Source organism: Methylobacterium sp. D53M, from assembly GCF_053345625.1.
Genome location: NZ_JBKFAL010000023.1, coordinates 65211 through 89779, shown reverse-complemented (window position 1 = coordinate 89779; position 24569 = coordinate 65211). Strand labels below are relative to the sequence as shown.

The 24569-nt window shown below is 74.8% G+C and carries 18 protein-coding genes; 9 read left to right on the top strand and 9 right to left on the bottom strand.

Annotated features, from left to right (window positions below; translation table 11 throughout):
* From ACLBYG_RS25170 to ACLBYG_RS25140, 7 genes are all read right to left on the bottom strand, one after another.
* A partial coding sequence (locus tag ACLBYG_RS25170; protein WP_447683282.1) for a condensation domain-containing protein occupies window positions 1-1418 on the bottom strand: 1418 nt, incomplete at its 3' end.
* Window positions 1415-4603, bottom strand: a complete 3189-nt coding sequence (locus ACLBYG_RS25165) for an amino acid adenylation domain-containing protein (protein ID WP_447683281.1) — start codon at window positions 4601-4603, stop codon at window positions 1415-1417. The genes ACLBYG_RS25170 and ACLBYG_RS25165, both read right to left, overlap by 4 nt.
* Entirely contained in the window at window positions 4600-9060 is a 4461-nt protein-coding gene (locus tag ACLBYG_RS25160) for a condensation domain-containing protein (protein ID WP_447683280.1), read from the bottom strand. Before ACLBYG_RS25160 ends, ACLBYG_RS25165 begins: the two co-directional genes overlap by 4 nt.
* A complete protein-coding gene (locus ACLBYG_RS25155; RefSeq protein ID WP_447683279.1) occupies window positions 9057-10754 on the bottom strand; it encodes a cyclic peptide export ABC transporter in 1698 nt (565 codons plus the stop codon). The genes ACLBYG_RS25160 and ACLBYG_RS25155 overlap by 4 nt, the downstream gene beginning before the upstream one ends.
* A complete protein-coding gene (locus ACLBYG_RS25150) occupies window positions 10754-11737 on the bottom strand; it encodes a TauD/TfdA family dioxygenase (RefSeq protein ID WP_020094342.1) in 984 nt (327 codons plus the stop codon). The genes ACLBYG_RS25155 and ACLBYG_RS25150 overlap by 1 nt, the downstream gene beginning before the upstream one ends.
* Window positions 11738-11799: 62 nt before the next feature.
* On the bottom strand, window positions 11800-12516 hold the full coding sequence (locus ACLBYG_RS25145; RefSeq protein ID WP_447683278.1) for a thioesterase II family protein: 717 nt from the start codon (window positions 12514-12516) through the stop codon (window positions 11800-11802).
* Window positions 12517-12518: 2 nt separating this feature from the next.
* On the bottom strand, window positions 12519-12752 hold the full coding sequence (locus ACLBYG_RS25140; RefSeq protein ID WP_020094344.1) for an MbtH family protein: 234 nt from the start codon (window positions 12750-12752) through the stop codon (window positions 12519-12521).
* A gap of 453 nt (window positions 12753-13205) precedes the next feature.
* Here ACLBYG_RS25140 and ACLBYG_RS25135 point away from each other — a divergent pair, with 453 nt between their 5' ends.
* The 6 genes from ACLBYG_RS25135 to ACLBYG_RS25110 all read left to right on the top strand — a co-directional run bounded on the left by ACLBYG_RS25135 (window position 13206) and on the right by ACLBYG_RS25110 (window position 20700).
* Complete coding sequence (locus tag ACLBYG_RS25135; protein ID WP_447683277.1) at window positions 13206-14579, top strand: lysine N(6)-hydroxylase/L-ornithine N(5)-oxygenase family protein; 1374 nt, start codon at window positions 13206-13208, stop codon at window positions 14577-14579.
* A gap of 103 nt (window positions 14580-14682) precedes the next feature.
* Window positions 14683-15627, top strand: coding sequence for an ABC transporter substrate-binding protein (locus ACLBYG_RS25130; RefSeq protein WP_447683276.1), 945 nt, complete (start codon window positions 14683-14685; stop codon window positions 15625-15627).
* Window positions 15624-17636 carry a Fe(3+)-hydroxamate ABC transporter permease FhuB gene (fhuB, locus tag ACLBYG_RS25125; protein WP_447683275.1) on the top strand — a complete coding sequence of 671 codons (2013 nt, stop codon included), beginning with the start codon at window positions 15624-15626 and terminating at the stop codon, window positions 17634-17636. Before ACLBYG_RS25130 ends, fhuB begins: the two co-directional genes overlap by 4 nt.
* Complete coding sequence (gene fhuF, locus ACLBYG_RS25120; RefSeq protein ID WP_447683274.1) at window positions 17633-18430, top strand: siderophore-iron reductase FhuF; 798 nt, start codon at window positions 17633-17635, stop codon at window positions 18428-18430. The genes fhuB and fhuF overlap by 4 nt, the downstream gene beginning before the upstream one ends.
* On the top strand, window positions 18427-19275 hold the full coding sequence (locus ACLBYG_RS25115; protein WP_170855236.1) for an ATP-binding cassette domain-containing protein: 849 nt from the start codon (window positions 18427-18429) through the stop codon (window positions 19273-19275). The genes fhuF and ACLBYG_RS25115 overlap by 4 nt, the downstream gene beginning before the upstream one ends.
* Before the next feature lie 435 nt (window positions 19276-19710).
* Window positions 19711-20700, top strand: coding sequence for a helix-turn-helix domain-containing protein (locus ACLBYG_RS25110; RefSeq protein ID WP_091682844.1), 990 nt, complete (start codon window positions 19711-19713; stop codon window positions 20698-20700).
* A gap of 389 nt (window positions 20701-21089) precedes the next feature.
* Here ACLBYG_RS25110 and ACLBYG_RS25105 read toward each other — a convergent pair whose 3' ends face one another.
* Together ACLBYG_RS25105 and ACLBYG_RS25100 are read right to left on the bottom strand one after the other, a co-directional pair.
* Window positions 21090-21368 carry a hypothetical protein gene (locus ACLBYG_RS25105; RefSeq protein WP_091682775.1) on the bottom strand — a complete coding sequence of 93 codons (279 nt, stop codon included), beginning with the start codon at window positions 21366-21368 and terminating at the stop codon, window positions 21090-21092.
* Between the two features lie 431 nt (window positions 21369-21799).
* Window positions 21800-22438 carry an isochorismatase family protein gene (locus ACLBYG_RS25100; RefSeq protein WP_447683273.1) on the bottom strand — a complete coding sequence of 213 codons (639 nt, stop codon included), beginning with the start codon at window positions 22436-22438 and terminating at the stop codon, window positions 21800-21802.
* Window positions 22439-22562: 124 nt separating this feature from the next.
* On the opposite strand from ACLBYG_RS25100, the gene ACLBYG_RS25095 reads away from it, so the two are divergent.
* The 3 genes from ACLBYG_RS25095 (at window position 22563) to ACLBYG_RS25085 (ending at window position 24538) form a co-directional block, all read left to right on the top strand.
* On the top strand, window positions 22563-22925 hold the full coding sequence (locus tag ACLBYG_RS25095; RefSeq protein ID WP_447683272.1) for a LysR family transcriptional regulator: 363 nt from the start codon (window positions 22563-22565) through the stop codon (window positions 22923-22925).
* A 5-nt stretch (window positions 22926-22930) separates the two neighbouring features.
* Entirely contained in the window at window positions 22931-23473 is a 543-nt protein-coding gene (locus tag ACLBYG_RS25090) for a LysR substrate-binding domain-containing protein (protein ID WP_447683271.1), read from the top strand.
* A gap of 186 nt (window positions 23474-23659) precedes the next feature.
* Window positions 23660-24538, top strand: a complete 879-nt coding sequence (locus ACLBYG_RS25085) for a pirin family protein (protein WP_447683270.1) — start codon at window positions 23660-23662, stop codon at window positions 24536-24538.
* Window positions 24539-24569: the final 31 nt, after the last annotated feature.

Sequence of the window (24569 nt, the reverse complement as noted above, 5' to 3'; positions counted from 1 at the left end):
GAGGCCGTGAGCGCGCTCGCCGCGTGGATGGGCCGGTCCGGCGCCGCGACGAGGGAGCGCAGCAGGGCGAGGAACCCGTCGCGCCAGCGCCGGGCGGTGGCGTCCGCGATCAGGCCGGCATCGTACTCGAGCTGGCAATCGATGCCGGTCCCGTCGGCGGCGACGTCGAGGGCGACGTCGAACTTGGCGCTCGCCACGTCGACGTCGATCCGCGCCGCCGCGACCCCCGCGAGGTCGAGGGGGGCGGTATCCCGGCTGGGGCGGAAGTTGAACGCCGCCTGGAAGACCGGCGTGGTCGCGGCGTCGCGCGCGATCCCGGTCTCCGCCACGAGGCGCTCGAAGGGGACGTCGTCCTCGGCCAGGAACGCCATCGCCTCGCCGCGCAGCCGCGCGCAGAGATCGCGGAAGCTCCCGCGCGGATCGAGGCGGACGCGGTAGACCTGCGTGTTGACGAGGAAGCCGACGAGGTCCTGCAGCTCGGGGCGGGTGCGGGCGGCGTTCGGCACGCCGACGGCGAAGTCCTTCTGGCCGCTCAGGCGGGCGAGCAGCACCTGCCACGCCGCCAGCAGCGCCACGAAGGGCGGGCACGCCTGCGACCGGCAGAACGCGGCCACCGCGCCGGCGAGGTCGGCGGGCAGGGTGAAGTCGACCCGCCTGCCCGGGCGGTTCGCCAGGGGCTGGCGGGGATGGTCGAGGGGCAGGTCCAGGGTCGGGACGGCGTCGCCGAGGTAGCGGCGCCCGCGCGCGATCGCCGCGGACCCGGCCGCGCCGTCGAACCGGGCGCGCTGCCACGCGGCGAAATCCAAGAAGCGCAGGCGCGGGGCAGGCAGCGGCTGCCCGATCCGCGCGGGATCGGCGAGGGCCGCGCGGTAGGCCTGCGCCAGATCCCGGAAGAGCCGCGCCGTCGACCACGCGTCCACCGCGATGTGGTGCATCACCACGAGGAGGACGCGCCCGCCCGCCGGATCCGCCTCCGACAGGACCGCGCGCAGCGGCGGCGCGCGGGTGAGATCGAAGGGGCGGCGGCTCAGGGCGCGCAGCGCCGCGCCCGGGTCACCGTCGAGGGCCGGGACGCGCTCGAGTTCGAACGGCACGTGCGGGTGCAGGATCTGGCGCGGGCCGTCGGCGGTATCCGCCAGCGCCGTGCGCAGGACGTCGTGACAGGCGATCAGGCTCCGGAACGCGCCCTCGAGCGCCGGGACGTCGAGGGGGCCGGTGAGGCGGAAGGCCCGGGCCGAGTGGTAGGCCGGGCTCTCCGGGTCGTAGCGCTGGTGGAACCAGAGCCGCGCCTGCGGGAACGACAGGGGCGCCGGGCCGCCGGCGTGCCGCGGGATGCCGTCGGCCGCCTCGGCGTCCTCCCGCAGCAGGCGGGCGAGGGCCGCACGCCGCGCCGCGTCGCGCGCGCCGACCCCGGTCACGCGCCCACCCCGGCGAGGCCGGCGCGCTCGGTCTCGCTCAGGCCGGCGAGTTCCAGGCGCAGGCTCGCCGTCTCCTCGATCGCGTCCGGCGGGGCGTAGGTGCCGAGCGCCGCCGCGAGGGTCGCGGGCGTGCTGTGGTCGAAGACCAGGCTCGGGGGGATCTCGACCTTGAGCAGCTTGCGGATGCGCGCCGTCAGCTTGATGACGAGGAGTGAGTTGCCGCCGGCCGCGAAGAAGTCGCCCGCGGCGCCGAGGCGCTCCGCCGGGAGGCCCAGCAGCTCCGCCATGGCGTCGGTGAGCACGGTCTCGAGCGCCGTGCGCGGCGGGACGCCCGTGCCCCCGTCCGGATGTGCGTCCGGACGGGGCAGGGCGGCGCGGTCGATCTTGCCGTTGGCCAGCCGCGGCAGGCTGTCGAGGCGCAGGATCGAGGCGGGCAGCCACGCGGCGGGCAGGGTTTCGGCCAGCGCCGCGAGGAGCGCGGCGGGTGTCCGCTCGGGATCGGCGACCACGTAGGCCGCGAGTCCGGTCGCGCCGTCCGGCCCCGTGAACGGGCGCACCGCCGCCTGGCTCACGCCGGCGAGGCCCGCCAGCGCGGCCTCGACCTCGCCCGGCTCGACGCGGTGGCCGCGCAGCTTGATCTGGTCGTCGGCCCGCCCGGCGAGCACGAGGCGGCCGCCGGGCAGCAGGCGGGCCCGGTCGCCGGTGCGGTAGAGCCGCCCCGCTCCGAACGGGTTGGGCGAGAACGCGCCCGCGCCGCCGGCCTCCGTGCCCGGGAGGTAGCCGCGGCAGATCTGGGCGCCCCCGAGGTGGAGCACGCCGACCGCGCCGGTCGGCGCGAGCGCGCCCGCCGCGTCGAGGATGTAGGCCTCGCTGCCGGCGAGCACGCGGCTCAGCGGCAGGCTCTCGTCCGGCGGCGCGGTGGCCGCGTCCGGATGCACCAGCACGCCGACACAGGCCTCGGTGGGACCGTAATGGTTGGCGATCCGCGTCGTCGGCGCCGCCGCCCGGATCCGCCGGACCAGGGCGCCCGGCGTCGGCTCGCCGCCGAGCACCAGCAGGGCGGGCATCGCGGGGTCCTCGACGCCGTCGAGGAGGGCGGCGAGGTGGGACGGGACCAGTTTCGCGCAGGCGACGGCGTTGCCGCGCAGGAAGCGCGCGAAGGCCGGGCCGTCGGCCATCTCGGCCTCGTCGGCGACCACGAGGCAGGCGCCGAGGCGCAGCGCCGCGAACAGCATGGTGTTGCCGAGGTCGGCCGCCACCGTGGAGGTCAGCGCGAAGCGCCCGTGGCCGGACAGGTCGAGGGCGTCGATGACGGCCTCCGCGTAGGCGCGGATCTGGGCGTGCTCGATCACCACGCCCTTCGGCGTCCCGGACGAGCCGGAGGTGAAGAGCAGGCAGGCCATGTCGGAGGGGTCCCGGGCCTCGGCGGGGTGCCGGGCCTCACCGAGGCCGTCGAGGATCGCCCCGAGGGCGTGCCGGCCGGCCGCGGGGTCGGCCGAGAGCGCCACGGTCAGCGCGGGCCGGGCGAGCGCGATCAGGCGGTCGCGGCGGGCCTGCGGCCAGGCCGGGTCGAGGGGCAGGTAGGCGCCCCCCGCGCGCCAGACCGCGAGGATCGCCACCACGAGGTCGACGGAGCGCGGCAGGTCCAGGGCGACGACGCGCTCGGGACCGACGCCGCGCGCAGCGAACCAAGCGCCGAGGCGCGCGACGCGGTCCTCCAGCGCGGCGTACGACAGGGTGCGGCCGGCGCCGACGAGGGCGGGGGCGTCCGGCGCCGTCGCCGCGTGGCGGGCGACGAGGACCGGAAGGGTCTCTGCCGGCAGGGCGCGGGCGGCCGGGCGGCCGAAGGCGCGCAGGCGCACCTCCTCGCGCGCGCCGACGAGCGGGTAGGTCGCGAAGGGCGTCGCGGCCTTCGCGGGCAGGCGGGCGAGCAGCGTCTCGACCTGATCGAGCAGGGTCTCCAGGGCCTCCACCGCGTAGCGGCGCGGGTCGGCGTGCAAGGTCAGCGCGGCGAGGCGCCCCTCCGCGTCGAGGGCCGGCTCCAGGCAGAGCTCGAACCCGGCGGGTCCGGGCAGGAGCCGGTCCTGCGCGGCCCCCTGAGCCGCGAGCGCGAAGCCGACCGCGGGGCGGTGGTCGTCGCCGGCCGCGTCGAGGGGGCAGAGTTCCTGGAAGGCGCGGTGCTCGTCGAGCCGCGCGGCGAGACCGGCCGCGGCCTCCGAGACGCTGGTCTCCGGCGGGAGGACGAGGCGCAGGGGCAGCGTCTTGGTGAAGACGCCGACCGTGCCGGCGAAGACCGCGTAGTCGCGCCGGCAATCGTGCGCCCAGCCGCCGAGGATCTCCGTCCGCTCGGCGAGGCGCGCCACGAGCAGCCACCACGCGGCCTGGAGCACGGCCTCGGCGCCGGCCGCGGCGAGGTCCGGCCGGGCCAGCGCCCGCGCGAAGGCGTCCGTGACGGCGGCGTCGACGGCCCGACTCAGCCGGATCGCGGCGGCCGGCTCCTCCACCGCGTCGGCGGCCGCCCCGCGGCGATAGGGCAGCCGGAGGGGCGCCGCGCCCGCGCCGATCTGGTCCCGCCAGTAGGCTTGGCCCTCGCCGTCCGCGTCGTCGGCGGCGACCGCCTCGCGCCACTCCGCGTACTGGGCGTAGGTCGCGGCCTCGGGATCGGCGCCGGGTGCCGCGTCGTCCGCGCAGGCGGCCGCGACCTCCGACAGGACGCGGTCGAGGCTGCCGGCATCGACCGCGAGGGCGCTGGCGACGAGGCGCAGCCGCGGCGTCGCGCCCGGCAGGAGGACGGCCGCGAGGGTTTGGCCGCGCTCCGGCGCGAGGCCGACGGTCCCGACGTCTCCCTGCGGCGCGCCGGTATCGAGCGGGATAGCGGGCGCGCCGGCCTCGGCCTGCCGCAGGCCGCGGAAGCCCGGTTCGCGCACGAAGGCGGTGCGCAGGACGTCGTGGCGGGCGGCGACCGCGGCGAGGCCGCGGCGGAGGCGGTCCGCCTCGACCGGCCCGGGCAGGTCGATCTCGGCGACGAGATTCGGCGCGGTGCCGGTCTCGTCGAGGCAGGCGCGCTGCTCGGGGGTCAGCGCCCGGGTCGGCGCCGCCGCGAGGGAGGCCGGCGCCCCAGTCATCGCCGCGCCGGTCATCGCCGCGCCGGTCATCGCCGCGCCGGTCATCGCCGCGCCGGTCATGCCGCCGCTCCCGTGACCTCGCCGCGCTCGATCATGTCGCCCATGGCGACGACGATCCGGCGCGGCCCCTCGTAGGGGTCGCGGGCATGGGCGGCGAGCATGTTGTCGAGCATCACGACGTCGCCGGGGCGCCAGTCGAAGCGCACGGCGATCGCCTCGTAGAGGCGGCCGACCTCGTCCATCACCGCGTCCTCGATCGGCGTGCCGTCGCCGTAGAGCACGTCGCGCGGCATCCGCTCCGGCCCCACGAGGCCGAGGAGGTCGGCGCGCACCTCGGGGTCGAGGCAGCGCGGGTGGTGCAGCTGCACCTGGTTGAAGAACGACTTCTCGCCGGTCAGCGGGTGGGTGATCACCGCCGGGCAGCGCGTGCGGGTCTGGAGCGTGTCCGCGTCGAGCCAGGCGAAGTCGACGCCCTCGGCCCGGCAGCGGGCCTCCACGGCCGCGCGATCCTCGGTGTGGAAGAACCGGCGCCAGTCGACGTCGAAGCGCTCCGTGAAGGTGCGGACGTAGATCAGCCCCAGGCGCTCGAAGCGGTCGGCGATCGCCTGCGGCAGCTGCCGGTACAGCGCGCGGCAGTCGACGATGGGCGTGGCGCCGCCCACTGGCGACGGCTGCTGGCAGAAGAACCACTGCTTGCGCGGCCAGGCATGCAGGTGGCTGCTCTCGTTGTGGTAGAGGATCATCTCCCGCTCGGGGTAGGGCGTCGAGCGGTAGGTGTTCTTCCCGCCCTCGTTCTTGGGCAGGTCGCCGTACCCGCCGTAGAGGCCGGGCTGGAGCGCCTCGGCGAAGGCCTCGAATTCCTGCGGGGTCGCGATGCCGAAGCCGCGCAGCAGCAGGCCGGCGTGGCGGCGCAGCTTGCCCTCGACCCAGTCGCGCTGGGCGGTCGCCCAGGCCACCGCGTCGACGTCGGCCGACAGCGGCTCGATCACGAGGGGGAAGTCGCGCCCGGGCGCCAGGGTCGAGAGGCGGGCCGGCTCGCCCGCCGCGGCGGCGGGCGAGCCGGCGCCCAGTCCCTTGAGCTTGTCGAGCTTCGCTTCCAGGCGGCCGGTGCGCGGGAGCGACGGGGCGGTGTTCGACATGACGGGGTCCTCCGGGTCTCGTGAGGGCGGGAGCGCGGGCAGAAGGTCGGGCAGGCCGGGCAGCAGGGTCGGGAGCGGGGCCGCGGGCGCGGCGGCTGCGGCGGCGAGCAGGGTCGCGTAGGCCTCCGCGAGGCGCGCGACGCGTTCGGGGGTGAACAGGGCCGTGGCGAAGACCCACTCGGCCGCGATCCCGCCCCCCGGCGCGGGCGGGTCGAGGAAGAGCGCCATCTCGAATTTCGAGCCGTGCGCGCTGGCCGCCCGGGCCTCGGCCGCGAGCCCCGGGACACCGAAATCGCCGGGCGGCGCGTTCTGCATCACGAACAGGGCCTGGACGAGGGGTGGCCGGGCGCGGGCGCGCGGGATGTCGAGGGCGTCGACGATCCGGTCGAAGGGCAGGGTGGCGTGCTCGAAGGCGGCGAGGACGTCCTCGCGGACGCGCTCGATCAGCGCGGCGAAGGACGGGGCGCCGTCGAGGCGCGCCCGGATCGGCAGCACGTTGACGAAGAAGCCGATCAGCCCGGCCAGATCGGGGTGCGGTCGCCCCGCGACGTCGGTGCCGACCACGAAGCGTTCGGCCCCGCTCAGCCGATGGAGCAGGGCCTGGAAGCCCGCGAGCAGCACGACGAACGGCGAGGCGCCGCGCGCCCGGCCCAGCTCCGCCAGACGGGCGACCAGCGGCCCCGGCAGTTCGAAGCGGACGGAGCCGCCGGCCTGCGACGGGACCGCCGGCCGCGGCCGGTCGGTCGGCAGGGGCAGCAGGACGGGCACCTCCGCGAGGTGCCCGCGCCAGAACGCGGTCTCGGCCGCCGCCGCGCGGTCTACGGCCGCCCGGTGCCAGCGCGCGAAATCCGCGTACTGGACGGGGAGGGGCGGCGCCTCCGCGCCGCGATAGGCGGCCCCGAGTTCGGAGAGCAGCACGCCGACCGACCAGCCGTCGCCGACGAGGTGGTGGAGGGCCAGGACGAGGCGGTGATCGTCGGCGGCCAGGCGCAGGAGCCGGGCGCGCAGGAGCGGCGGCACGGCGAGGTCGAACGGCGCGGCCGCCTCCGCGGCCTCGCACGCGGCGACCCGGATCTCGCGGGCGCCCGGATCGAGGCCGGTGAGGTCGTCGACGGGCACGTCGAGGGCGACCGCCTCGGCGATCCGGGGCTCCGGAAGGCCGTCCTCGCCGGTGGGATAGCCGGTCCGCAGCACGTCGTGCCGGGCGACGACCCGGCGCAGCGCCGCGGCGAGCCGGTCGGGCTCCAGCGGGCCTCCGAACCGGATATGTCCGACCATGACGTAGGCGCCGCGCCCGGCCGGGTCGCCGAGCCGCTCGGCCAGCCAGAGCCGCTGCTGGCCGAGCGACAGGAGGGGCGGGCCCGCGCGCGGCAGGAGCGCGGGCGCCGGCACCGCGTCGCGGGGCAGCGCGTCGATCCGCGCCGCGAGGTCGGCGAGGGTCGGGGCCGCGAACAGGTCGCGCAGCGGCAGGGCGACCCCGAAGGCGGCGCGGACGCGGTCGACGGCGCGCATCGCCAGGAGCGAGTGGCCGCCGAGTTCCAGGAAGCCGCGCCCGCGCGAGACCTCGTCGAGGCCGAGGAGATCGCACCAGATCGCCGCGAGGGCGCGCTCCGTCGCGCTCCGGGGCGGCTCATCCGGCGACGGGGCACCCTGCGGGCGCCGGTAGAGGTGGAGGGGGGTGAGGTCGCCGGCCGCGAGGCCGTCCCGGCACGCGCCGCGCCGGAGCTTCCCGCTCGTGGTCTTGGGCAGGGTGCCCGGCGCCAGCAGGGCCACGAGTTCCGCCGGCTCGGCCAGCACCTCCGCCAGCGCGGCGTCGACCGCGGCCGCGATCTCCGGCGCGCGGGCGGCGGCGCTCCGGCCGATCTCGGCGGCGATCCCGATCGCCTCGCCCGCCGGACCCTCGACCGCGAAGGCCGCGACCCGCCCCGGGCGGAGGGCCGGCACGCGCGCCTCGACCGCCGTCTCCACGTCCTGCGGATAGACGTTGTGGCCGCGCAGGATGATGAGGTCCTTGGCGCGCCCGGTGACGTAGAGCTCGCCGCCGTCCAGGAAGCCGAGGTCCCCGGTCCGCAGCCAGGTCGCGCCGTCGCGGGGCACGAAGGTCGCGCGGGTCGCCTCCGGGTTGTTCCAGTAGCCGCGCGCGACGCAGGGGCCGCTGAGCCAGATCTCGCCGACCGTCCCGTCGGGGCAGGGGAGGCCCGTGCGCGGGTCGACGATCCGCAGGTGCTCGGGCCGGACCGGCCGGCCGCTGCTCGCGAGGGCGGTGCCGGCCTCGTCGGCGACGGCGCGGCCGGCCGCCAGCGCCGCCGGCGCGACGCTCAGCCGGCGCCACGGCGTGCCCCGGGGCTTCGCCGCGACGAGGAGGGTCGCCTCGGCGAGGCCGTAGGCGGGGCTGAGCGCCGTCGGCGCGAAGCCCGCCGGGGCGAAGCGCTCGGCGAAGCGGGTGAGGGTCCGGGGCCGGATCGGCTCGGCACCGCTGTAGGCGACGCGCCACCCGGCGAGGTCGAGCTCCGCCAGCGCGGCGGCGCCGACGCGCTCGCAGGCCAGCCGGTAGGCGAAGTCCGGGCCGCCGCTGATCGTGCCGCCATGCGCGCCGATCGCCTCGAGCCACGAGGCGGGCCGGGCGAGGAAGGCCTGCGGGCTCATCAGCACGAGCGGCGCGCCGGCGAAGATCGGCTCGATCAGCCCCGCGATCAGGCCCATGTCGTGGTAGAGGGGCAGCCAGGAGACGAAGACGTCGTCCGGGCCGGGCGCGATCGCCTCGGCGAGCCAGCGGGCGTTGGCGACGATGTTGCCGTGCGTGACCTCGACGCCCTTGGGATTCGCGGTCGAGCCCGAGGTGTACTGCAGGAAGGCGAGGGTGTCGGGCGGGCACGGGACCGGCCGCCACGCCTCCGCCCCGGCGCTGCCGACCGCGTCGACACAGACGATCGCGCTTACGGAGCTGCCCGCGCAGGTCGCCGCCACGGTCTCGCGGTTCGCCCGATCGGTCAGGACGTGGCGCGGTGCCATGTCGGCGATCATCAGGGCGAGGCGGGCCGCGTGGTGCGGATCCCGCGTCTCCGGCGGGAAGGAGGGCACGGCGACGAGGCCCGCGTAGAGGCAGGCGAAGAACGCCACGACGTAGTCGGGCCCGCTCGGCAGGGCGATGAGCGCCCGCGCGCCGGGCTCGGCGTCGCGCTGGAGGCGCGCCGCGAGGGCGCGGACCCGCCGGTCGAGCTCCGCGTAGTCGAGGGACGCCCCGACCGCGCGCCCGTCTGTGAGGAAGCGCAGGGTCAGCCGGTCGGGCGTGGCGGCCGCCCGCGCCCGCAGGATCGCCACGAGGCTGTCGTCCGGCGCGGGCCGGTGCGGCGACGGCGCGCGGTGCGCGCGGCTCACGCGCCGGCTCCCGCCTGGCGGCCGCGCGGCGCGGCGGCGCGGTGCTCCACCACGAGGCCGCGCTCGAGCTTCACGACCTGGTCGGCCCGGTCGAACCAGCGGTCGTCGTGGGTGACGACGAGGATCGTCCGGCCCTCGGCGGCCAGCTCCGGGAGGAGCGTCTCGTAGAAGGCCGCCCGGGAGTCGGGATCCTGGTCGGCGGCCCACTCGTCGAAGATCATGACGGGCCGGTCCTCCAGGCAGGCGACCAGGAGGGCGAGCCGCTTGCGCTGGCCCGTCGAGAGATCGCGGGTCGAGAAGACCCCGTCCCGGAGGCTGACGCGGCCGTCGAGGCCGAGGCGCGTCAGCCACGCGCGCGCCTGCGCCTCGCGCGCGGCGTCCGGCCGGCCGAGCAGCGTCTCGAACAGGTGGAAATCGGAGAAGACGGCCGCGACGTGCGCGCGGTAGCCGGCGAGGGCCGCGCCCGCCACCGGGCGACCGTCCAGGCACAGCGTCCCGCCGGTCGGCGGATGCAGGCCGGCGATCACCCGGGCGAGGCTGGTCTTGCCGGAGCCGTTGCCGCCGACCAGGAAGGTGATCTCCCCGGGGCGCAGCGTCAGGTCGACCGGGCCGAGGTCGAAGCGGTCGCCGGTCTGCGGATCGGCCCGGTGATGGGTCACGCCTCGCAGGGTCACGGTGGCGTCGCGCCGGGGCGCGGCCGGGCCTGTCCCCGGATCGCCGACCGGCTCGGGCGGCAGCTCGGCGAAGGCCGCCTCGATCCGCCGCGCGCCGACGCGGGCGAGGTTGACGAGCGGCATCGTGTTCAGCACCGCCTCGAGCGGCCCCATCAGGTAGAGCAGGGCGATGACGTACCCGGTCGTCACCGCCGGGCTCTGCGCGCCGGTCCCGGGGACGAACAGCGCGAGCCCGATCAGGGCCAGGAACAGGATGCGGCCCCAGCCCGCCGCCAGCGCGAGGAGGGCGAGGCCGCGCCGGCGGTGGTCGGCGACGCGGGCGATCGCGGTCGCCAGGACCGCGTCGAGGAAGTGGCGCCCCTTCTCCCGGTTGAGGCGCAGCTCCTTGGCGCCGCCGTGCAGCGCCTGGAAATGTCCGACGAGGCGGTCCTGCTCCGCCCCGGCCCGGGCGAGGTGCCGCGTGACGCGGCCGTAGCAGGCGGAGTAGCCCGCGGCCCCCAGGGCGATCGTGAGGGCCGAGGCCAGGAACAGGGGGAACGACAGGTAGCCGAGATAGGCGAGGGTCGCCGCGACCACCGCGCAGTTGGTGACGAGCACGGGCAGCGCCGTGAGGAAGTTGGCGACCTGGTTGGCGTCCTCGGTCACCAGCGCCTGCACCCGGGCGCTCCCCACAGCCTCGAGATCCGCGAACGCGGCGGCCTGGACGCGCGCGGCGATCGCGGACCGGAGATCGGCGAGCCCGCGCTGCCCGAGATCGGCGAAGAGCGCGCGCGAGACGACGAGCGCCGCGCAGGCGAGGAGGGCGGTCGCCGCGAAGGCGGCGATCCGGTCGGCCCGGGCGGGCTCGGACGCGTGGAGCGCCCCGTTGATGAGCACGATCAGGCCCGTCGTGGCGATCCCGCCGACGAGGCTCGCCGCGCCGGCCAGCACGAGCCGGGCGCGGGCGCCCCGCGCGAGGGCGCGCCACAGCGCGGTCCCTGGCGCGGACCCGGGCTCCGCGAAGGCGAACGCCGCCGCCATCACTGCGCGCGGCCGGCTTGCGCCATCGCCACCACGACCTTGCGCGGGCCCTTGAAGGGTGTCCGCGCGTGGGCGGTCAGCATGTTGTCCAGCATCACCACGTCGCCGGACTGCCAGGGGAAGACGACGGTGTGCGCGGCGAGCACGGCGCGGATCGCGTCGAGATCCGCGTCGGGGATCGGGCTGCCGTCGCCGTAGTAGACGTTGCGCGGCAGATCCGGCTCGTCGACGAGGTCGAGGAGGGTCGCGCGCACCTCCGGCTCGAGGTTCGAGACGTGGAACAGGTGGGCCTGGTTGAACCACACCGGCTCGCCGGTCTCGGGGTGGCGGGCGGTGCCCTGGCAGACCTGCCGGGTGCGGAGGTCGCCGTCCGGCTTCCACTCGCAGGTGATCCCGTGGCCGGCGCAGTACGCCTCGACCGCCCCCCGGTCCTGCGTGCCGAACACCTGCTCCCAGGCCACGTCGAGCCCGTTGCCGTAGTTGCGCACGTACATCAGGCCCCGCTCGGCGAAGCGCGCGCGGATCGGCTCGGGCACGGCGCGGTAGATGGCGCGGCTGTCGGCCAGCGGCGTCTCGCCCCCCTCGGGCGCCGCCTGCTGGCAGTAGAACCAGATCTTCATCGGCCAGTCGCGGGCGTAGGCCTGCTCATTGTGCAGCGGGATGTGCTGGTGGGGCGGGTACTCGGTCGAGGTGTAGACCCCCTGGGTCACGGCGCTGCGCGGCGTCGAGCCGAACTCGTAGCTCAGGAGGTCGTGGCCGAAGCCCGCCGCGAAGCTGCGGAACGCGTCGGGCCCGTCGAGGCTGAAGCCGCGGAGCAGCAGGCCGCCCGCGGCGTGGAGGTGCGCCTCGGCCGCGGCCCGGATCGCCGGCAGCGCGTCCGCGAGCGCCGCGCCCGCGGCGCCCTCCGGCGGCGTGACCAGGAGCGGCAGAGGACCCTCGTCCCGCAGGGGCTTGGTCACGAGTTCCATCACGGCGTCCTCCATGGTGACATCCCGTTCGTTCGCGCCGCCGGCCCGCGCGCCGCCGATGGGCGGGCGCGGCCGCCTCAGGCCGCGGCCTCGGCCCGCGCGCCGATCCGCCGGCCGACGAGGTCGAGCACCGGCCCCCGCCGCGCGTGGATGAAGAAGTGGTCGCCCTCGAACAGCGCGAGGTCGAAGGGGCCGCGCGTCTCGCGGCCCCAGGCCTCGAGGTCGGCGCGGGCGACGTCGTCCCGCGTCCCGCCGAGCGCCTGGATCGGGCAGTCCAGCGCCGGGCGCGCCGCGTAGGTGTAGGCGCCGCGCAGCCGGAAATCGGCCCGGAGCACCGGCAGCACCAGGGCCATCAGGGCGGGATCGGCCAGCGCCTCCGGCGGCGTCGCGCCGTAGGCGGACAGCGCGTCGCGCAGGTCCGCGTCGCTGCGCGGGCGGCGGAAATACGCCCCGTCGCACACCGCCGGTCCGGCGCATCCGGAGGCGAACAGCGTGCGCGGCGCCGCGAACCCGCGGTCGCGGAGTTCGTGCGCCAGCTCGAAGGCGAGCAGCGCGCCCAGGCTGTGCCCGAACAGCGCGTAGGAGCCCGTGACGGAACCGGCGACCTCGTCCGCGAGGCGCCGCGTCAGCGCCCGCGGGTCGGTGCAGGGCGCCTCGCCGATCCGGGAGCCGCGCCCCGGCAGCTCGACGGGCCTGACGTCGACCGCGTCGGGCAGGCCGCGGCGCCACTGCGCGAACACCGCGGCGCTCGCCCCCGCGTAGGGCAGGCAGAACAGCCGGACTCGTCCCGGCACGGTCACGCCCGCGCGCCGCCCGCGTCCCGCTCCTGCGCCTCCATGTGTCGGCGCAGGCTCAGGGGCCGCATGTCGGTCCAGACCTCGTCGATGTAGGCCAGGCAATCGGCCTTCGCGCGCGGATCGCCCACGGCGCGCCACCCGTCAGGGATGTCGCGGTAGCTCGGCCAGATCGAGTATTGCTCCTCGTGATTCACCACCACGTAGAACAGCGTATCTTCGCGATCGAACGCCATCGATGCATCCCGTTCAGGTGAAAGCTGCGAGCAGCCTCGCCAATGAATCAATGAACTTCGCTTGTCGGCGCATAACATGGCCGAAAGATCGCCGGACTCAAGGGCCCTTTTACATATTTGAAATGTTCTAATTTAATTCATTACTGCTCGATCGTCCGAAGTGTTTTCCGGAGACCTTGAATCACTGTGGCGGTTCGCGCTACGCAGTGCGGCCGGCGGGTGCGGCCGGCGGGTGCGGCCGGCGGGTGTTCTGTGGTCCGGGGCTTGGCGGGGGACGCGGTCAGTGGCGTGTGCGCGAACCAGCTTCCGGTCGCCTGCGAGCGGTCCCGCCGGGGGAACGCGCGGCTCCCCCGAGGGAGGCGCCGCCCCCGTGCGCCGCGGCGGCGAGGATCGCCGCGCATCCCGCCGCGCGCCCCGGCTCCCACCCCGTCGTGCGGACGAGGAGACGATCGGATGACCGCGCGCGCCGCACCGCTCTGCGACGTCATCGGGGTCGGCTTCGGGCCCTCGAACCTCGCCCTGGCGATCGCCCTGGCCGAGACCCCGGCGGCGCGCGGCCTCCGGTACCGCTTCCTGGAGCGGCAGCCGCACTTCCGATGGCACGGCGGCATGCTGCTGCCGGGCAGCGACATGCAGATCTCGTTCCTCAAGGACCTCGTCACGCTCCGCAACCCGACGAGCCCGCTGACCTTCGTGAACTACCTGCACAGCCAGGGTCGACTGCACGATTTCATCGATCTCGGGACGTTTCATCCCAGCCGGATCGAGTTCAACGACTATCTCCGCTGGGTGGCGGACCATTTCGCCGACCGGTGCGACTACGGCGAGACCGCGGTCGCGGTGGAGCCCGGGCCGGGACCGGACGGGACGGTCGAGACCCTGTGGGTCGTCACCCGCGACGCCGCGGGCCGCGAGATCCGCCGCCAGACGCGCGACCTCGCCCTCGCGGTGGGCGGCGCCCCGCACGTGCCCGCCGCCTTCGCCGCCCTGGCGCGCGATCCCCGGCTCTGCCATTCGAGCCGCTACCTCGACCATGTCGACCGGCGCGGCCCGGGCAGCCCGCTCGACCTGTCGCGCCCGGGCGCCCGCGTGGCGGTGATCGGCGGCGGCCAGAGCGCCGCCGAGATCGGCCACGATCTCCACGCCCGCTTCCCGCAGCTGCAGGTCGATCTCGTCTTCCGCGGCCACGCCCTCCGGCCCTCGGACGCGACGCCGTTCGTCAACGAGATCTTCCACCCCGACCGCACCGACTTCGTGTACGCGCAGCCGAGCGAGCGGCGGGCGGCGATCGTGCGCAGCTACCGCAACACGAACTACGCGGTGATCGACGCCGACCTGCTCAAGGCGCTCCACGTCATCGTCTACCGGGAGAAGGTCTCCGGGCCGCAGCGCCTGCACCTGCGGCCGCGCAGCGAGATCCTCTCGGCCGTCGGCGAGGCAAGCGGGATCAGGCTGCGGACCGTCGACCGCTACGCCGAGGTCGAGGCGGAGCGCAGCTACGACGGCATCGTCCTGGCGACCGGGTACGCGCGCGACCCGAACCCGGCGATCCTCGAACCGCTCGCGCCCTACCGCGACGGGCCGGACCTGGCGCGCGACTACCGCGTCCCGACCCGCCCCGGCTTCGTCCCGCGCATCTACGTCCAGGGCTACTCGGAGACCTCGCACGGTCTGAGCGACACCCTGCTCTCGGTCCTGCCGGTCCGCGCGCAGGAGATCGTCGACAGCCTGCTCGATCAGGACGGGCACGGGGGCGCGGTCGCCCCGGCGCGCGCGCCCGCCGCCGGCGGGATCCGCGCCTGGGAGCGGCAGGGAGCGCATCCATGAGGCTCGCCGTCCCGCGGACCGGCCGGGCGCGGCGCGCGGAGGCGTGCCGCGGGCGGATCCGCCGCCCGCTCGCCCGAGTCGGCGCACGGGCCGGCGCATGGGGATGAGCCGCCCGCGCGGCGATCGTCGCGCCCTCCTCGCCGGCCTCGCCGCGGGCGTCCTGAGTCTCGTCCCGGGCGGCCTCGCCGCGTCTCCCGCGGGCGCGTCCGACGACCCGCGGCGGGCGGAGACGGGCGGCGCGCCCGCCGCCCGCGTGGTCGCCCTCGACGGGTTGTTCGCCGAGACGCTCCTCGCCATCGGCCTCGTCCCGGTGGCGATCGCCAACCGGCCGCTCTACGAGAAGCTCATCGCGCAGCCGCCCCTGCCGGACTCGGTCCTCGACCTCGGCCCCCTGCAGGAGCCGAACCTCGAGTTCCTCAGCCTGATCGCCCCCGACCTCATCCTCGCCGCGCCGTGGCAGGCGCAGATCCAGGTCGCGCTGACCCGGATCGCCCCGGTCGTGGCGCTGCCCATCGTCGCGGGCGCGCGGGAGCCGATCGACCACCTCGACGCGCTGACCCGCGACCTGGGGGACCGCGTCGACCGCGCCGCGGCGGCGCGGGCGCTGGTCGCCGGGACCGACGGGGTGCTCGCCGAGGCCCGGGCCGCGCTCGCGGGCCGGACCGGGCGCCCGGTCTACATCTGCCGCTTCCGCGACGATGGGCGGCAGCTGGCCGTCTTCGGCACGCGCAGCACCGTCGGCGCAGTCGCCCAGCGCCTCGGCCTGACCAATGCCTGGACCGGCCGGCAGAGCGGCGCGGGCACGGCGCTCGCCGCGGTCGAGGACCTCGCGGAGGTGCCCGACGCGACGCTGATCCACTTCGACCGCGGCGCCGAGACCGCGCGCGCCCTCGGGCGCCTCGACGACAGCCCGCTCTGGCGGGCGCTGCCCGCCGTGCGCGCCGGCCGCGTGATCCGCATGCCGGTCGTCCATCCGAACGGCGGCCTGCCGTCGGCCGCGCGCTTCGCCCGTCAGGTCGCCGCGGCGCTCGGGAAGGCCCCGGCGTGAGCGCGGCCGGGGCCGGAGCGCGGCGGGCGCGAGCCGACGGGTCCGGGGCCTCGCCGCTCTGGCGCGGGGCGGGGCTCCTCGCCCTCGCGCTGGCGGTGAGCGCCGCGCTGCTGCACGCCAACCTGGCGGCCGTCCTGCCGCCCGGGCAGTGGTGGGCCGCCCTGCTCCACCCGACCGACGGCGACATGCCGCAGCTCGTCCTGCGCGACAGCCTGCTGCCGCGCCTCGCCATGGCGGTCCTGGCGGGCGGCGGCCTCGGCCTCGCCGGCGTGCTGTTCCAGCAGGTGCTCGACAACCCGCTGGCCGAGCCCGGCACCCTCGGCGTGTTCGCGGGGGCGAAGCTCGCCCTGGCCCTCGCGACCCTGTGGTGGCCGGCCCTCCTGATCTACGGCTACGAGCCCGTCGCCGGCGCCGGGGCGGCCCTGTGCACGGGCCTCGTGCTGCTGCTGAGCGGGCGCAGCGGCTACGCGCCGTCCACCGTCATCCTCGCCGGACTGGTGGTCGGGCTGTCCGCCGAGGCGGCCAACCGGATGCTGGTGCTCGCGCATTTCGACGCGCTCTCCGACCTCTACGCGTGGCAGGCCGGCGCGCTGAACCAGAACAATTGGGACGGCGTCCGCGGCCTCGTCCCGCGCCTCGCCCTCGCGGCCCTCGCGGCCGGCCTGCTGGCGCGCCCGCTGACCCTGATCGAGCTCGGCGATGCCGGGGCGCGGGGCCTCGGCGTCTCCACCGCCGGCACGCGGCTCGCCGCCCTCGCCCTCGGCGTCGCGGTCGGCGCCAGCGTGACCGGGTATCTCGGGGTGATCGGCTTCGTCGGCCTGGCGGGGCCGGCCATCGCCCGCTACGGCGGCGCCCGCCGGCTCCGCGACCGCCTGCTCTGGGGGCCGGTCGCCGGGGCGGTGCTGCTCGTCCTGACCGATCAGCTCGTGCAGCGGCTCATCGGACGCAGCGGTGTCCCGACCGGCGCCGTCACCGCCCTCGTCGGCGCGCCCCTGCTGGTCGGCCTCATCCTGGGCCTGCGCACGGCGCGCGAGGCGCCGCCGGCGCCGGGGCCTATCCCGCTCCGGCTCGCCCGGCCGTGGCCCGCCATCGGGGCGCTCGCGATCCTGGCCCTCGCGGCCGTCGGCCTGTCGCTCACCCTGGGGCGGGATGCCCAGGGCTGGCTGTGGAGCCCCGATCCGGGCGCCCTCCTGGCCTGGCGGGCGCCGCGCGCGCTGGCCGCCCTGGGGGCCGGGGCCATGCTCGCCTACGCGGGCGGGCTGCTGCAGCGGCTGACCGGGAACCCCCTCGCGAGCCCCGAGCTGTTCGGCGTCTCCGCGGGCGCGGCCCTTGTGGTGGTGCTCGTCCTGTTCCTCGTCCCCGGCCTCGGCCCGGCCGCGATGCTGGCCGCCTCCGCGGCGGGCGCGCTCGCGACGCTGCTGGCGGTCCTGGCCCTGGGCCGCCGGGCGCGCTACGCCTCCGCGCGGATCCTGCTCGTCGGCGCGGCCCTCACCAGCCTGATCGGCTCGGTGATCGCGCTCCTGCTCGCCACGGCCGACCCGCGGACCGCCGCCCTGCTGACGTGGCTCTCGGGCTCGACCTACAACGCCACCGGGACCGAGGCCGGGCTCGCCTGCCTCGGCGCGGCCCTGGTGCTCGCGGGCACGCCGCTGCTCGCGCGCTGGCTCACGATCCTGCCGCTCGGGGCGGAGACGAGCCGGGCCGTCGGGCTCCAGGTCGCGCGGGCGCGCCTGACGGTCCTGTCGGTCGCCGCGATCCTGACCGGCGCCGCGACCCTGCTCGTCGGCCCGCTGAGCTTCGTCGGGCTGATGGGGCCGCACCTCGCCCGCGGCCTGGGCTTCAGCCGGGCCGCCGAGCAATTGGTGGCGGCGACGCTCGCCGGCGGCCTGATCATGGTGCTGGCCGACTGGCTCGGGCGCGTCGCGGCCTTCCCGTGGCAGTTGCCTGCCGGCCTCGTCGCGACGGTTCTCGGGGGCGCCTATTTCGTCTGGCTGATGCTGCGCCGATGATTCTCTCCCCGCTGAACGCCCTGTTCGTCGGCCCCCTCGAGGGCTACCGGGATCGGATCGTGTCCGCGGAGGATCCGCGCCCCTCCGTGAGGGGCGCCGACCTGCTCGATCCGCGCGTCCTGACCGACCAGCTCGACCGGTTCGCCCGCACCTTCGCGGCGCCGGAGCCCCGCGCCGTCGCGTCGATCTGGGCGAAGCAGCACTTCTCGATGCTGGTGGTGCCCGCGCTCGCCGCCAACATCGTGCTCGACCTCGTCCTGCCCGTGGCCCTCGACGCCGTCGAGATCGTCCCGGACGACGGCGGGCTGACGCGGGCGCTCAAGCTGCGCGACCCCGCCGCGGGGAGCGACGGGCCCGGCGGGCAGACCGGGGAGAGGGCGCCGGCGGATCGCTTCGGCGCGCTGATCGACGCGCACCTGGCGCCTCTGGTCGGTGCCCTGGCGGCGGTCTCGGGCGTGGCGCCGCGCGTGCTGTGGAGCAATGCCGGCAACATCTTCGAGTTCGTGGTGCGCCGCACCGAGGGGCTCCCGCAGGCGGGCCGGACCGGGCACGCGGCCGCCGCGAGCGTCCTGACGAGCCGCCGCCGGTCCGGCGCGCCCAACCCGCTGTTCGCGCCGATCCGCTACGTCCCGGAGGCGGGGGACGCGCCGGCGGGCGCGCCGCCGCGTCGGGTGCGGAAGGTCTGCTGCCTCCGCTACCTCATCCCCGACCAGAGCCTCTGCAACGCTTGCCCCCTGCCGGCACGCCCCGAAGCGGGTCCGGCGGGAACGGACGGCCCGAGGAGGCCCGCATGAACGGTCCCGATGCGCCGGTCGTCGCGCGGCCGCGGGGCGCGCCGACGGCGGAAGCCGCGGGCGCCCCCCCGCTCTTCACCCTGCAGGGCGCGAGCTTCGGACTCCCCGAACGCACCCTGCTGCATCCCCTCGACCTCGTGATCCAGCCGCGGCAGGTGGTGGGCCTGATCGGCCATAACGGGTCCGGCAAGTCGACCCTGATCAAGCTGCTGGGCCGCCAGCAGGCGCCGACCGCCGGCCGGATCGCGTTCGCGGATCGCGCCCTCAGTGCCTGGGAGGACCGCGCCTTCGCGCGCGAGGTCGCCTATCTGCCGCAGGCGCTCCCGCCGGTCCCGGGCATGACCGTGCGCGAGCTCGTGGCGCTGGGGCGCTATCCCTGGCACGGCGCCCTCGGCCGCGTCGCCGACCGGGATCGCGAGGCGGTCCGGCGGGCGCTCGCCGCCACCGGCGTCGCCGCCTTCGCGGACCGCTTCGTCGACACGCTCTCGGGCGGTGAGCGGCAGCGCGTCTGGCTCGCGATGATGATCGCGCAGGAGCCCGCCTGCCTGCTGCTCGACGAGCCGATCTCGGCCCTCGACGTCGCCCACGCCGTCGAGATCCTCGCCCTCGTGCGCGATCTGGCCCATCGTGACGGGCTCGGCGTCGTGGTGGTCCTGCACGACGTGAACATGGCGGCGCGCGTCTGCGACCGCATCCTGGCGCTGCACTCGGGACGCCTCATCGCGGACGGGCCGCCCGGCACGCTGATGAACCCCGACACGCTGCGCGCCGTGTACGACATCCCGATGGGCGTCATGCCGCATCCGGATACCGGTCGGCCGCTGAGCTACCTGCGCGGATCGTAGGCCGGCGCGCGACGACCAGCTGCTCGCGATCCGGCACGCTCGAACCCAGGGTCCGAGCGCGAATCGGCCGGACGCTCGGGTGGCGGCTCGCCGCGGACCTCGTCGCCCGGCGGTGACCCCGTGTCGTCTGGACGATCGAGGCATCGGGAAGAGCGCGGCCGTTGCGGCGGCTCCGACAACGCTGGCGGGGACGGAGGGATTCCGAGACGGTGACCGGCCCCCGCGGGGTGGTCCCGTGTCAGGCTTGGGTGCGATCGGAGTGGCAGCTCCGGGCGGTTTCCTGCCGGTGCGCTTACCGACGGCATTGATTGAGACGCGGACAGAACCGCCGCGAAGCACCCGGCACCGCGGTCTTGAGATGATAGATTATATACAATAACCCTCCGGATCCGCAGTCTGCGCTTGGGGATGGCGCGCTGCGTGCCGAGGCTACGCATGCAACCCTTCTTCTCGACAGAGGGAATTCACCCCAAGGACGCGTTCCGGCGCTGGCGCGAGACGATCTGCGAGCGATTGATCCCGATCGACCAGCAACCCCTTCACGGGGTTCCGTTTCAGGGCAGGCTGGACGTCACCAGCATCGGGCCTGTGCCGATCTCCAAGATGGCACACACCGCCATGCGGACTGAAGCGACCCCCGACGCGATTCGGCGCTATGGGCAGCCCGACCGCCTCTACGCGTCCATGAAGCTCTCCGGCCAGGACGCCATCCAGCAAGGCGATCGGGAGGCTGTATTCCGGACGGGCGACTTCGTCGTTATCGACGCACGCCCGGCCGTCTGCGAGGCCGACACGGGCATCTCCCTCGTCATCGATCTGCCGCGCGAGCGCTTCGAGGCCATGCTGGGTCCGTCCCGGCTGTACTGTGCACTCACGGTCGGCGCGGACCTCGCCTCCACGACCCTGGCAAACACCTTCCTCCAGGAGCTGGTGCGCATGGGCGATCAGCTCACGCCCGACGCGGCCGTGCGCATGGCGGCGATCGGAACGGACCTGATCATAGCGAGCCTCGCCGAACGGATGGCGCAGGAGGTACCCCGTTCCGTTCACGGCAACGTCACGGTCCAGCGCGCCAAGGCCTATGTCGAGGCGAACCTGAGCGACCCGAACCTGGATCCGCCGCAACTCGCCGCCGCGATGGGCGTGTCGCTGCGCCGGCTCCAGGAACTGTTCCACGAGCGCGGCCGGCACATCTCCGACTACATCTGGGGACGCCGCCTGGAGGCGGCAGCCAAGCGCCTGGGCGATCCGGCCTGCGCCCACCTGTCGATCGGCATGCTGGCTTACGGCTGCGGTTTCAGCAGCCAGGCGCATTTCGCGCGCCGCTTCAAGGATCGCTACGGCATGAGCCCGCGTGACTACCGGCAGGCGCACAGCCGAGACACGCAACCGGGCGCGTCCGCGTCCCGGCCGTCATTCTCGTGACCTGAGTGACCGGTTCGGGTCGCTCCCGGAACGGCAGTTCGGGGTGGTCTTCCGTCTGTCCGCTTCTGGGCATCAAGTGTGGGAAAGCCGACCTCGGCTTCCATTCGCGCCCAATCTCGAGAAGCGGCGGACTCCGCCACGATCCGGCGCAGGGGATTTCGCATCGCGCTTCGACTGTGCGCGGCGAACGCGCACCGCGTGCGCTGGCTTGCGGTACCGGTCATCCAACCCCATTCGCCGAGGGCTGTCGGGCGCGATAAGGTTGATACCCTGCGGCGGGTCGCATCCCGGTCAGGGCAGGCGACGGTAGACACGGGCGAATTCCGTGCCGCGCCGGATTTCGCAGATGCCGGCTCGGCTGACCTTATCGAAGACGCGAAGGGATGACTTCACCGTGCGGCGCGGACCTTCCGGATCGGATTCGCGGCCTTCTGCTCCTCTTGGTAAGCGGCGATGGCCATCGAGCAATTCGGTGTCAGGAGGCCGACTCTCTCGCGGAAGCAGGCCTGGACTTCCCCGCCGTCGGGCGAGAACTGGCCGCAATGTTCCAGGTAATCTCCTATGCAGTGGCGCTTCAGGTTCTCCTGGCTCGCCTGTGGCTGGGCAAAGGCCATGTCGGAGACGAGGCCGAGGACAGCGGTGAGGCAAGCGGTCTTCGAGATACTCATGATCGGCTCCGTAGGGTGAGAGATCTACCGAGGCGACGCCTTCAGGCTCCGGTCATCGCCAGATACGGGATGAGGGAGGCGCAGGCGAAGTTGCCGGCGATGACCAGCAGGATGACGGACTGCATGCCCATGACGGCTCACCTCGTCTGCGCGAGGAGACCGGCTGCGGATGCGGGCGTCAGCATCGGCGCGCAGGCGATGGCGCCGATCACGCTGATGACGATCAGCAGTCGTGCGATGATGGTGGTCATGTCTGTTCCCCCTCGTGGCCGTTCGGGCCTTTGGTTAATGAAGGATTTAAGAGCTCGGCCTTACGCGCGTGTTGCTTCGATTGTTGCGTCGAGCAGGGGCCGGCAGACACCGCTGGCGCGCCCGCTTGCCGACCGCTGTGGGACAGGCGGCGGCCGCAAACTGACACGTGTCGGGAACGGTCAAGCATTCGCTCCGCCGTCCACTCTGCCGAAGGAGGCGGCGACCTGGCCGACCAAGGTCGCCCAGGGCATGTCCAAGGCCGCGTAGACCGGGCCCGCCTCCGGGCGGGCGTTGTCCTTCAGGATCTCGACCATCAGCGTCGCGTAGTCGGACAGGACCACGCCCGCCTGGGCCATACGGAGAAGGCCGGCCTGGCGCTTGGTCTCGCTGAACGTCCCGGAGGCGTCGACAGCCACGTAGGCGTCGAGGCCGCGGGCGACGGCTGTCATGGCCGGGAAAGCCGCGCAGACCTCCAGCGAGATGCCGGCGAAGATCAGCTTCTCGCGGCCCGTGGCCTCGATGGCCCGAGCGACGCGCGCGTCGTCGTAGGCGTTCACCGACGAGCGGTCGATGATCTCGTTTCCGGGCAACGCCGCGACCAACTCGGGGAAGGTCGGACCCCATAGGCTGTCGCGCGCCGTCGTGGTGACCACGATGGGCAGGCCGAGCACCGCGGCGGCCTTCGCCAGGGCGATCACGTTGTGCTTGAGCTCGCCCGTCGAATAGTCCCGCACGCCCGTCATCAGGCCGACCTGATGGTCGACGAGGACGAGGGCTGCGTTCTCGGCGGTGAGCGGTTCGTAGGCGCGAGCGGTCATCGTATCCTCCTGCTCAAGGCCCGTCGGGGCCGGCGACGAGCAAGAGCTATCGGCTGGACCGGCGGCCCAGAAGCCGCAACAATTCGAACCCAGCGTCCATAGGTTTGGACGATGAGGGGGCGGCGTGCTCGACCTGAACGACTTCTTCTACTTCGTGCAGGTCGTCGATCGCGGCGGCTTCACGGCCGCCGGGCGGACGCTGCGCGTGCCGAAATCCACCTTAAGCCACCGCCTCCAGCAGCTGGAGGGCGCCCTCGGCGTCCGGCTGCTGAACCGGACCTCGCGCCGGTTCGGCATGACGGATGCGGGCGAGGACTTCTACCGCCACGCGGTCGCGATGCTCAGAGAGGCGGAGCTGGCGGAGACGACGATCCGCCAGCGCCTGACGGAGCCGACCGGCACGGTGCGGTGCACGGCCGGCGTCGCGACCATGCAATTCGCCCGGCGGACATCATCGCGGACTTCCTCGTCCGCCACCCGAAGGTGAATGTCGTGGCCCACGGTGCGGACCGCACCGTCGACATCGTCGGCGAGAACTTCGACATCGCCGTGCGGGCCCATACGGATCCGCTGCCGGACTCGAACCTCGTCCAGCGTACCCTGGCGCCGGCGCCCTGGTTCCTGTTCGCGGGATCGGCATACCTCGACGAGAACGGCGCGCCGGACAACCCGGACGCCCTTCGGGACCATCCATCCCTGTTCATGATGCGGACCGGGGTCGCGCCGGTCTGGCGGCTGCGGCACGCGAGCCGCGCCGGGGAGGAGGCGGTACTGCCGTTGAGCCCGCGGCTGATGGGCGATGACATGGTCGGGCTGCAGCAGGCCGCCATCCGCGGCATCGGCGTGGTCGCTCTGCCGAGCTACATCTGTCGTCAGGCCGTCCGCTCGGGTGCCCTGCGGCGCGTTCTGCCCGACTGGGTCGCGGGCGACTCCACCCTGACGGCCCTCATTCCCTACCGCCAAGGCCTGCTTCCGTCCGTGCGGGCCTTTCTCGACCACCTCGCGGCGGAGTTTCCGAAGGCCGTGCTGCTCTAGGCGCGGGCGATCTCGACGGGGTCGGTCGAGGGTGTGCGGGGCCGGGGCCGGTCGCCATCCGCCGCGAGCGCCACCGGATGCCGGATCCCGGCGTCCAAACGATCGGACGATAGGTCCGAAAATAGCTGCCTTCTCGGCCAGCGTTTGTCGCCACACCATCGGCACATCCACGCAGCGAGGCAGGACATGACAGCTCTCGAGACCATCCACGGGGCCGACGCGCTCCACCCGAGGCTCGGCGAGACCGTTCTCGGTGAGCCCCACCGCATCGGCTCGAACTTCTCCGCGGCGCACTTCTCCGAGGAAGCCTTCGACGGGCGCATGGACCCGCTTCTGATGGTCGACCACTTCGTCATGACCGGGCCGACCTTCGAGCCGCACCTCCATGCCGGAATCTCGGCCGTGACCGTCATGTTCGAGGACGCGACCGGCCAGTTCCTCAACCGGGACACGCTGGGCCGAGACATCGCCCTCGAGCCGGGCGACCTCTACTGGCTCGCGGCGGCGTCGGGCGCCGCGCACGAGGAGAGGCCGGCCGAAGGGGCACGGGTCCACGCCCTGCAGGTCTTCGTCAACCTGCCCGCGCGCCTCAAGGCGCAGCCGGCGCGCGCGCTGCACGTTCGCGCGGCCGACATCCCGGTCCTCGAAGGCCGCGGCCATCGCGTCCGCGTCGTCCTGGGGCAGAGCGGCGACGTTGTCGGCGCGGGTGGCACCCCGGAGGAGATGACACTGCTCGACGGCTTCCTACAGCTGGGCGGCGCCTTCGCCCACGCTCTGCCCGAGGGGCGGCAAGCCTGGATCTACGCCGTGTCGGGGCGCGTGTCCGTCCGCTGCCGTGAGGAGGAGCGCCTCCTGCCGGAGGGCGGCGCCCTGGCGGTGGGCGCCGGTTCCGCCGCGGAGATCATCCTCGAAGCCGCCGAGGCTGCGCATGTCGTGCTGATGGCCGGGCGGCCGATCCGCGAGCCCTTCGTCAAGCGCGGTCCGCTGGTGATGTCCACGGTCGCCGACGTCGAGCGCGCGATCGCCGGCTACGCCCGGGGCGCGTTCGGCCGCATCCCGGCCTGAGATTCGATCGTCCGACACACGAACCCCGCGC

Bases quoted from the DNA above. Each gene is read 5' to 3' on its own strand.
- ACLBYG_RS25165 (WP_447683281.1), bottom strand. From the start codon at position 4,603: ATGACCGGCGCGGCGATGACCGGCGCGGCGATGACCGGCGCGGCGATG.
- ACLBYG_RS25155 (WP_447683279.1), bottom strand. From the start codon at position 10,754: ATGGCGGCGGCGTTCGCCTTCGCGGAGCCCGGGTCCGCGCCAGGGACC.
- ACLBYG_RS25150 (WP_020094342.1), bottom strand. From the start codon at position 11,737: ATGGAGGACGCCGTGATGGAACTCGTGACCAAGCCCCTGCGGGACGAG.
- ACLBYG_RS25140 (WP_020094344.1), bottom strand. From the start codon at position 12,752: ATGGCGTTCGATCGCGAAGATACGCTGTTCTACGTGGTGGTGAATCAC.
- ACLBYG_RS25135 (WP_447683277.1), top strand. From the start codon at position 13,206: ATGACCGCGCGCGCCGCACCGCTCTGCGACGTCATCGGGGTCGGCTTC.
- ACLBYG_RS25130 (WP_447683276.1), top strand. From the start codon at position 14,683: ATGAGCCGCCCGCGCGGCGATCGTCGCGCCCTCCTCGCCGGCCTCGCC.
- fhuF (WP_447683274.1), top strand. From the start codon at position 17,633: ATGATTCTCTCCCCGCTGAACGCCCTGTTCGTCGGCCCCCTCGAGGGC.
- ACLBYG_RS25115 (WP_170855236.1), top strand. From the start codon at position 18,427: ATGAACGGTCCCGATGCGCCGGTCGTCGCGCGGCCGCGGGGCGCGCCG.
- ACLBYG_RS25110 (WP_091682844.1), top strand. From the start codon at position 19,711: ATGCAACCCTTCTTCTCGACAGAGGGAATTCACCCCAAGGACGCGTTC.
- ACLBYG_RS25105 (WP_091682775.1), bottom strand. From the start codon at position 21,368: ATGAGTATCTCGAAGACCGCTTGCCTCACCGCTGTCCTCGGCCTCGTC.
- ACLBYG_RS25100 (WP_447683273.1), bottom strand. From the start codon at position 22,438: ATGACCGCTCGCGCCTACGAACCGCTCACCGCCGAGAACGCAGCCCTC.
- ACLBYG_RS25085 (WP_447683270.1), top strand. From the start codon at position 23,660: ATGACAGCTCTCGAGACCATCCACGGGGCCGACGCGCTCCACCCGAGG.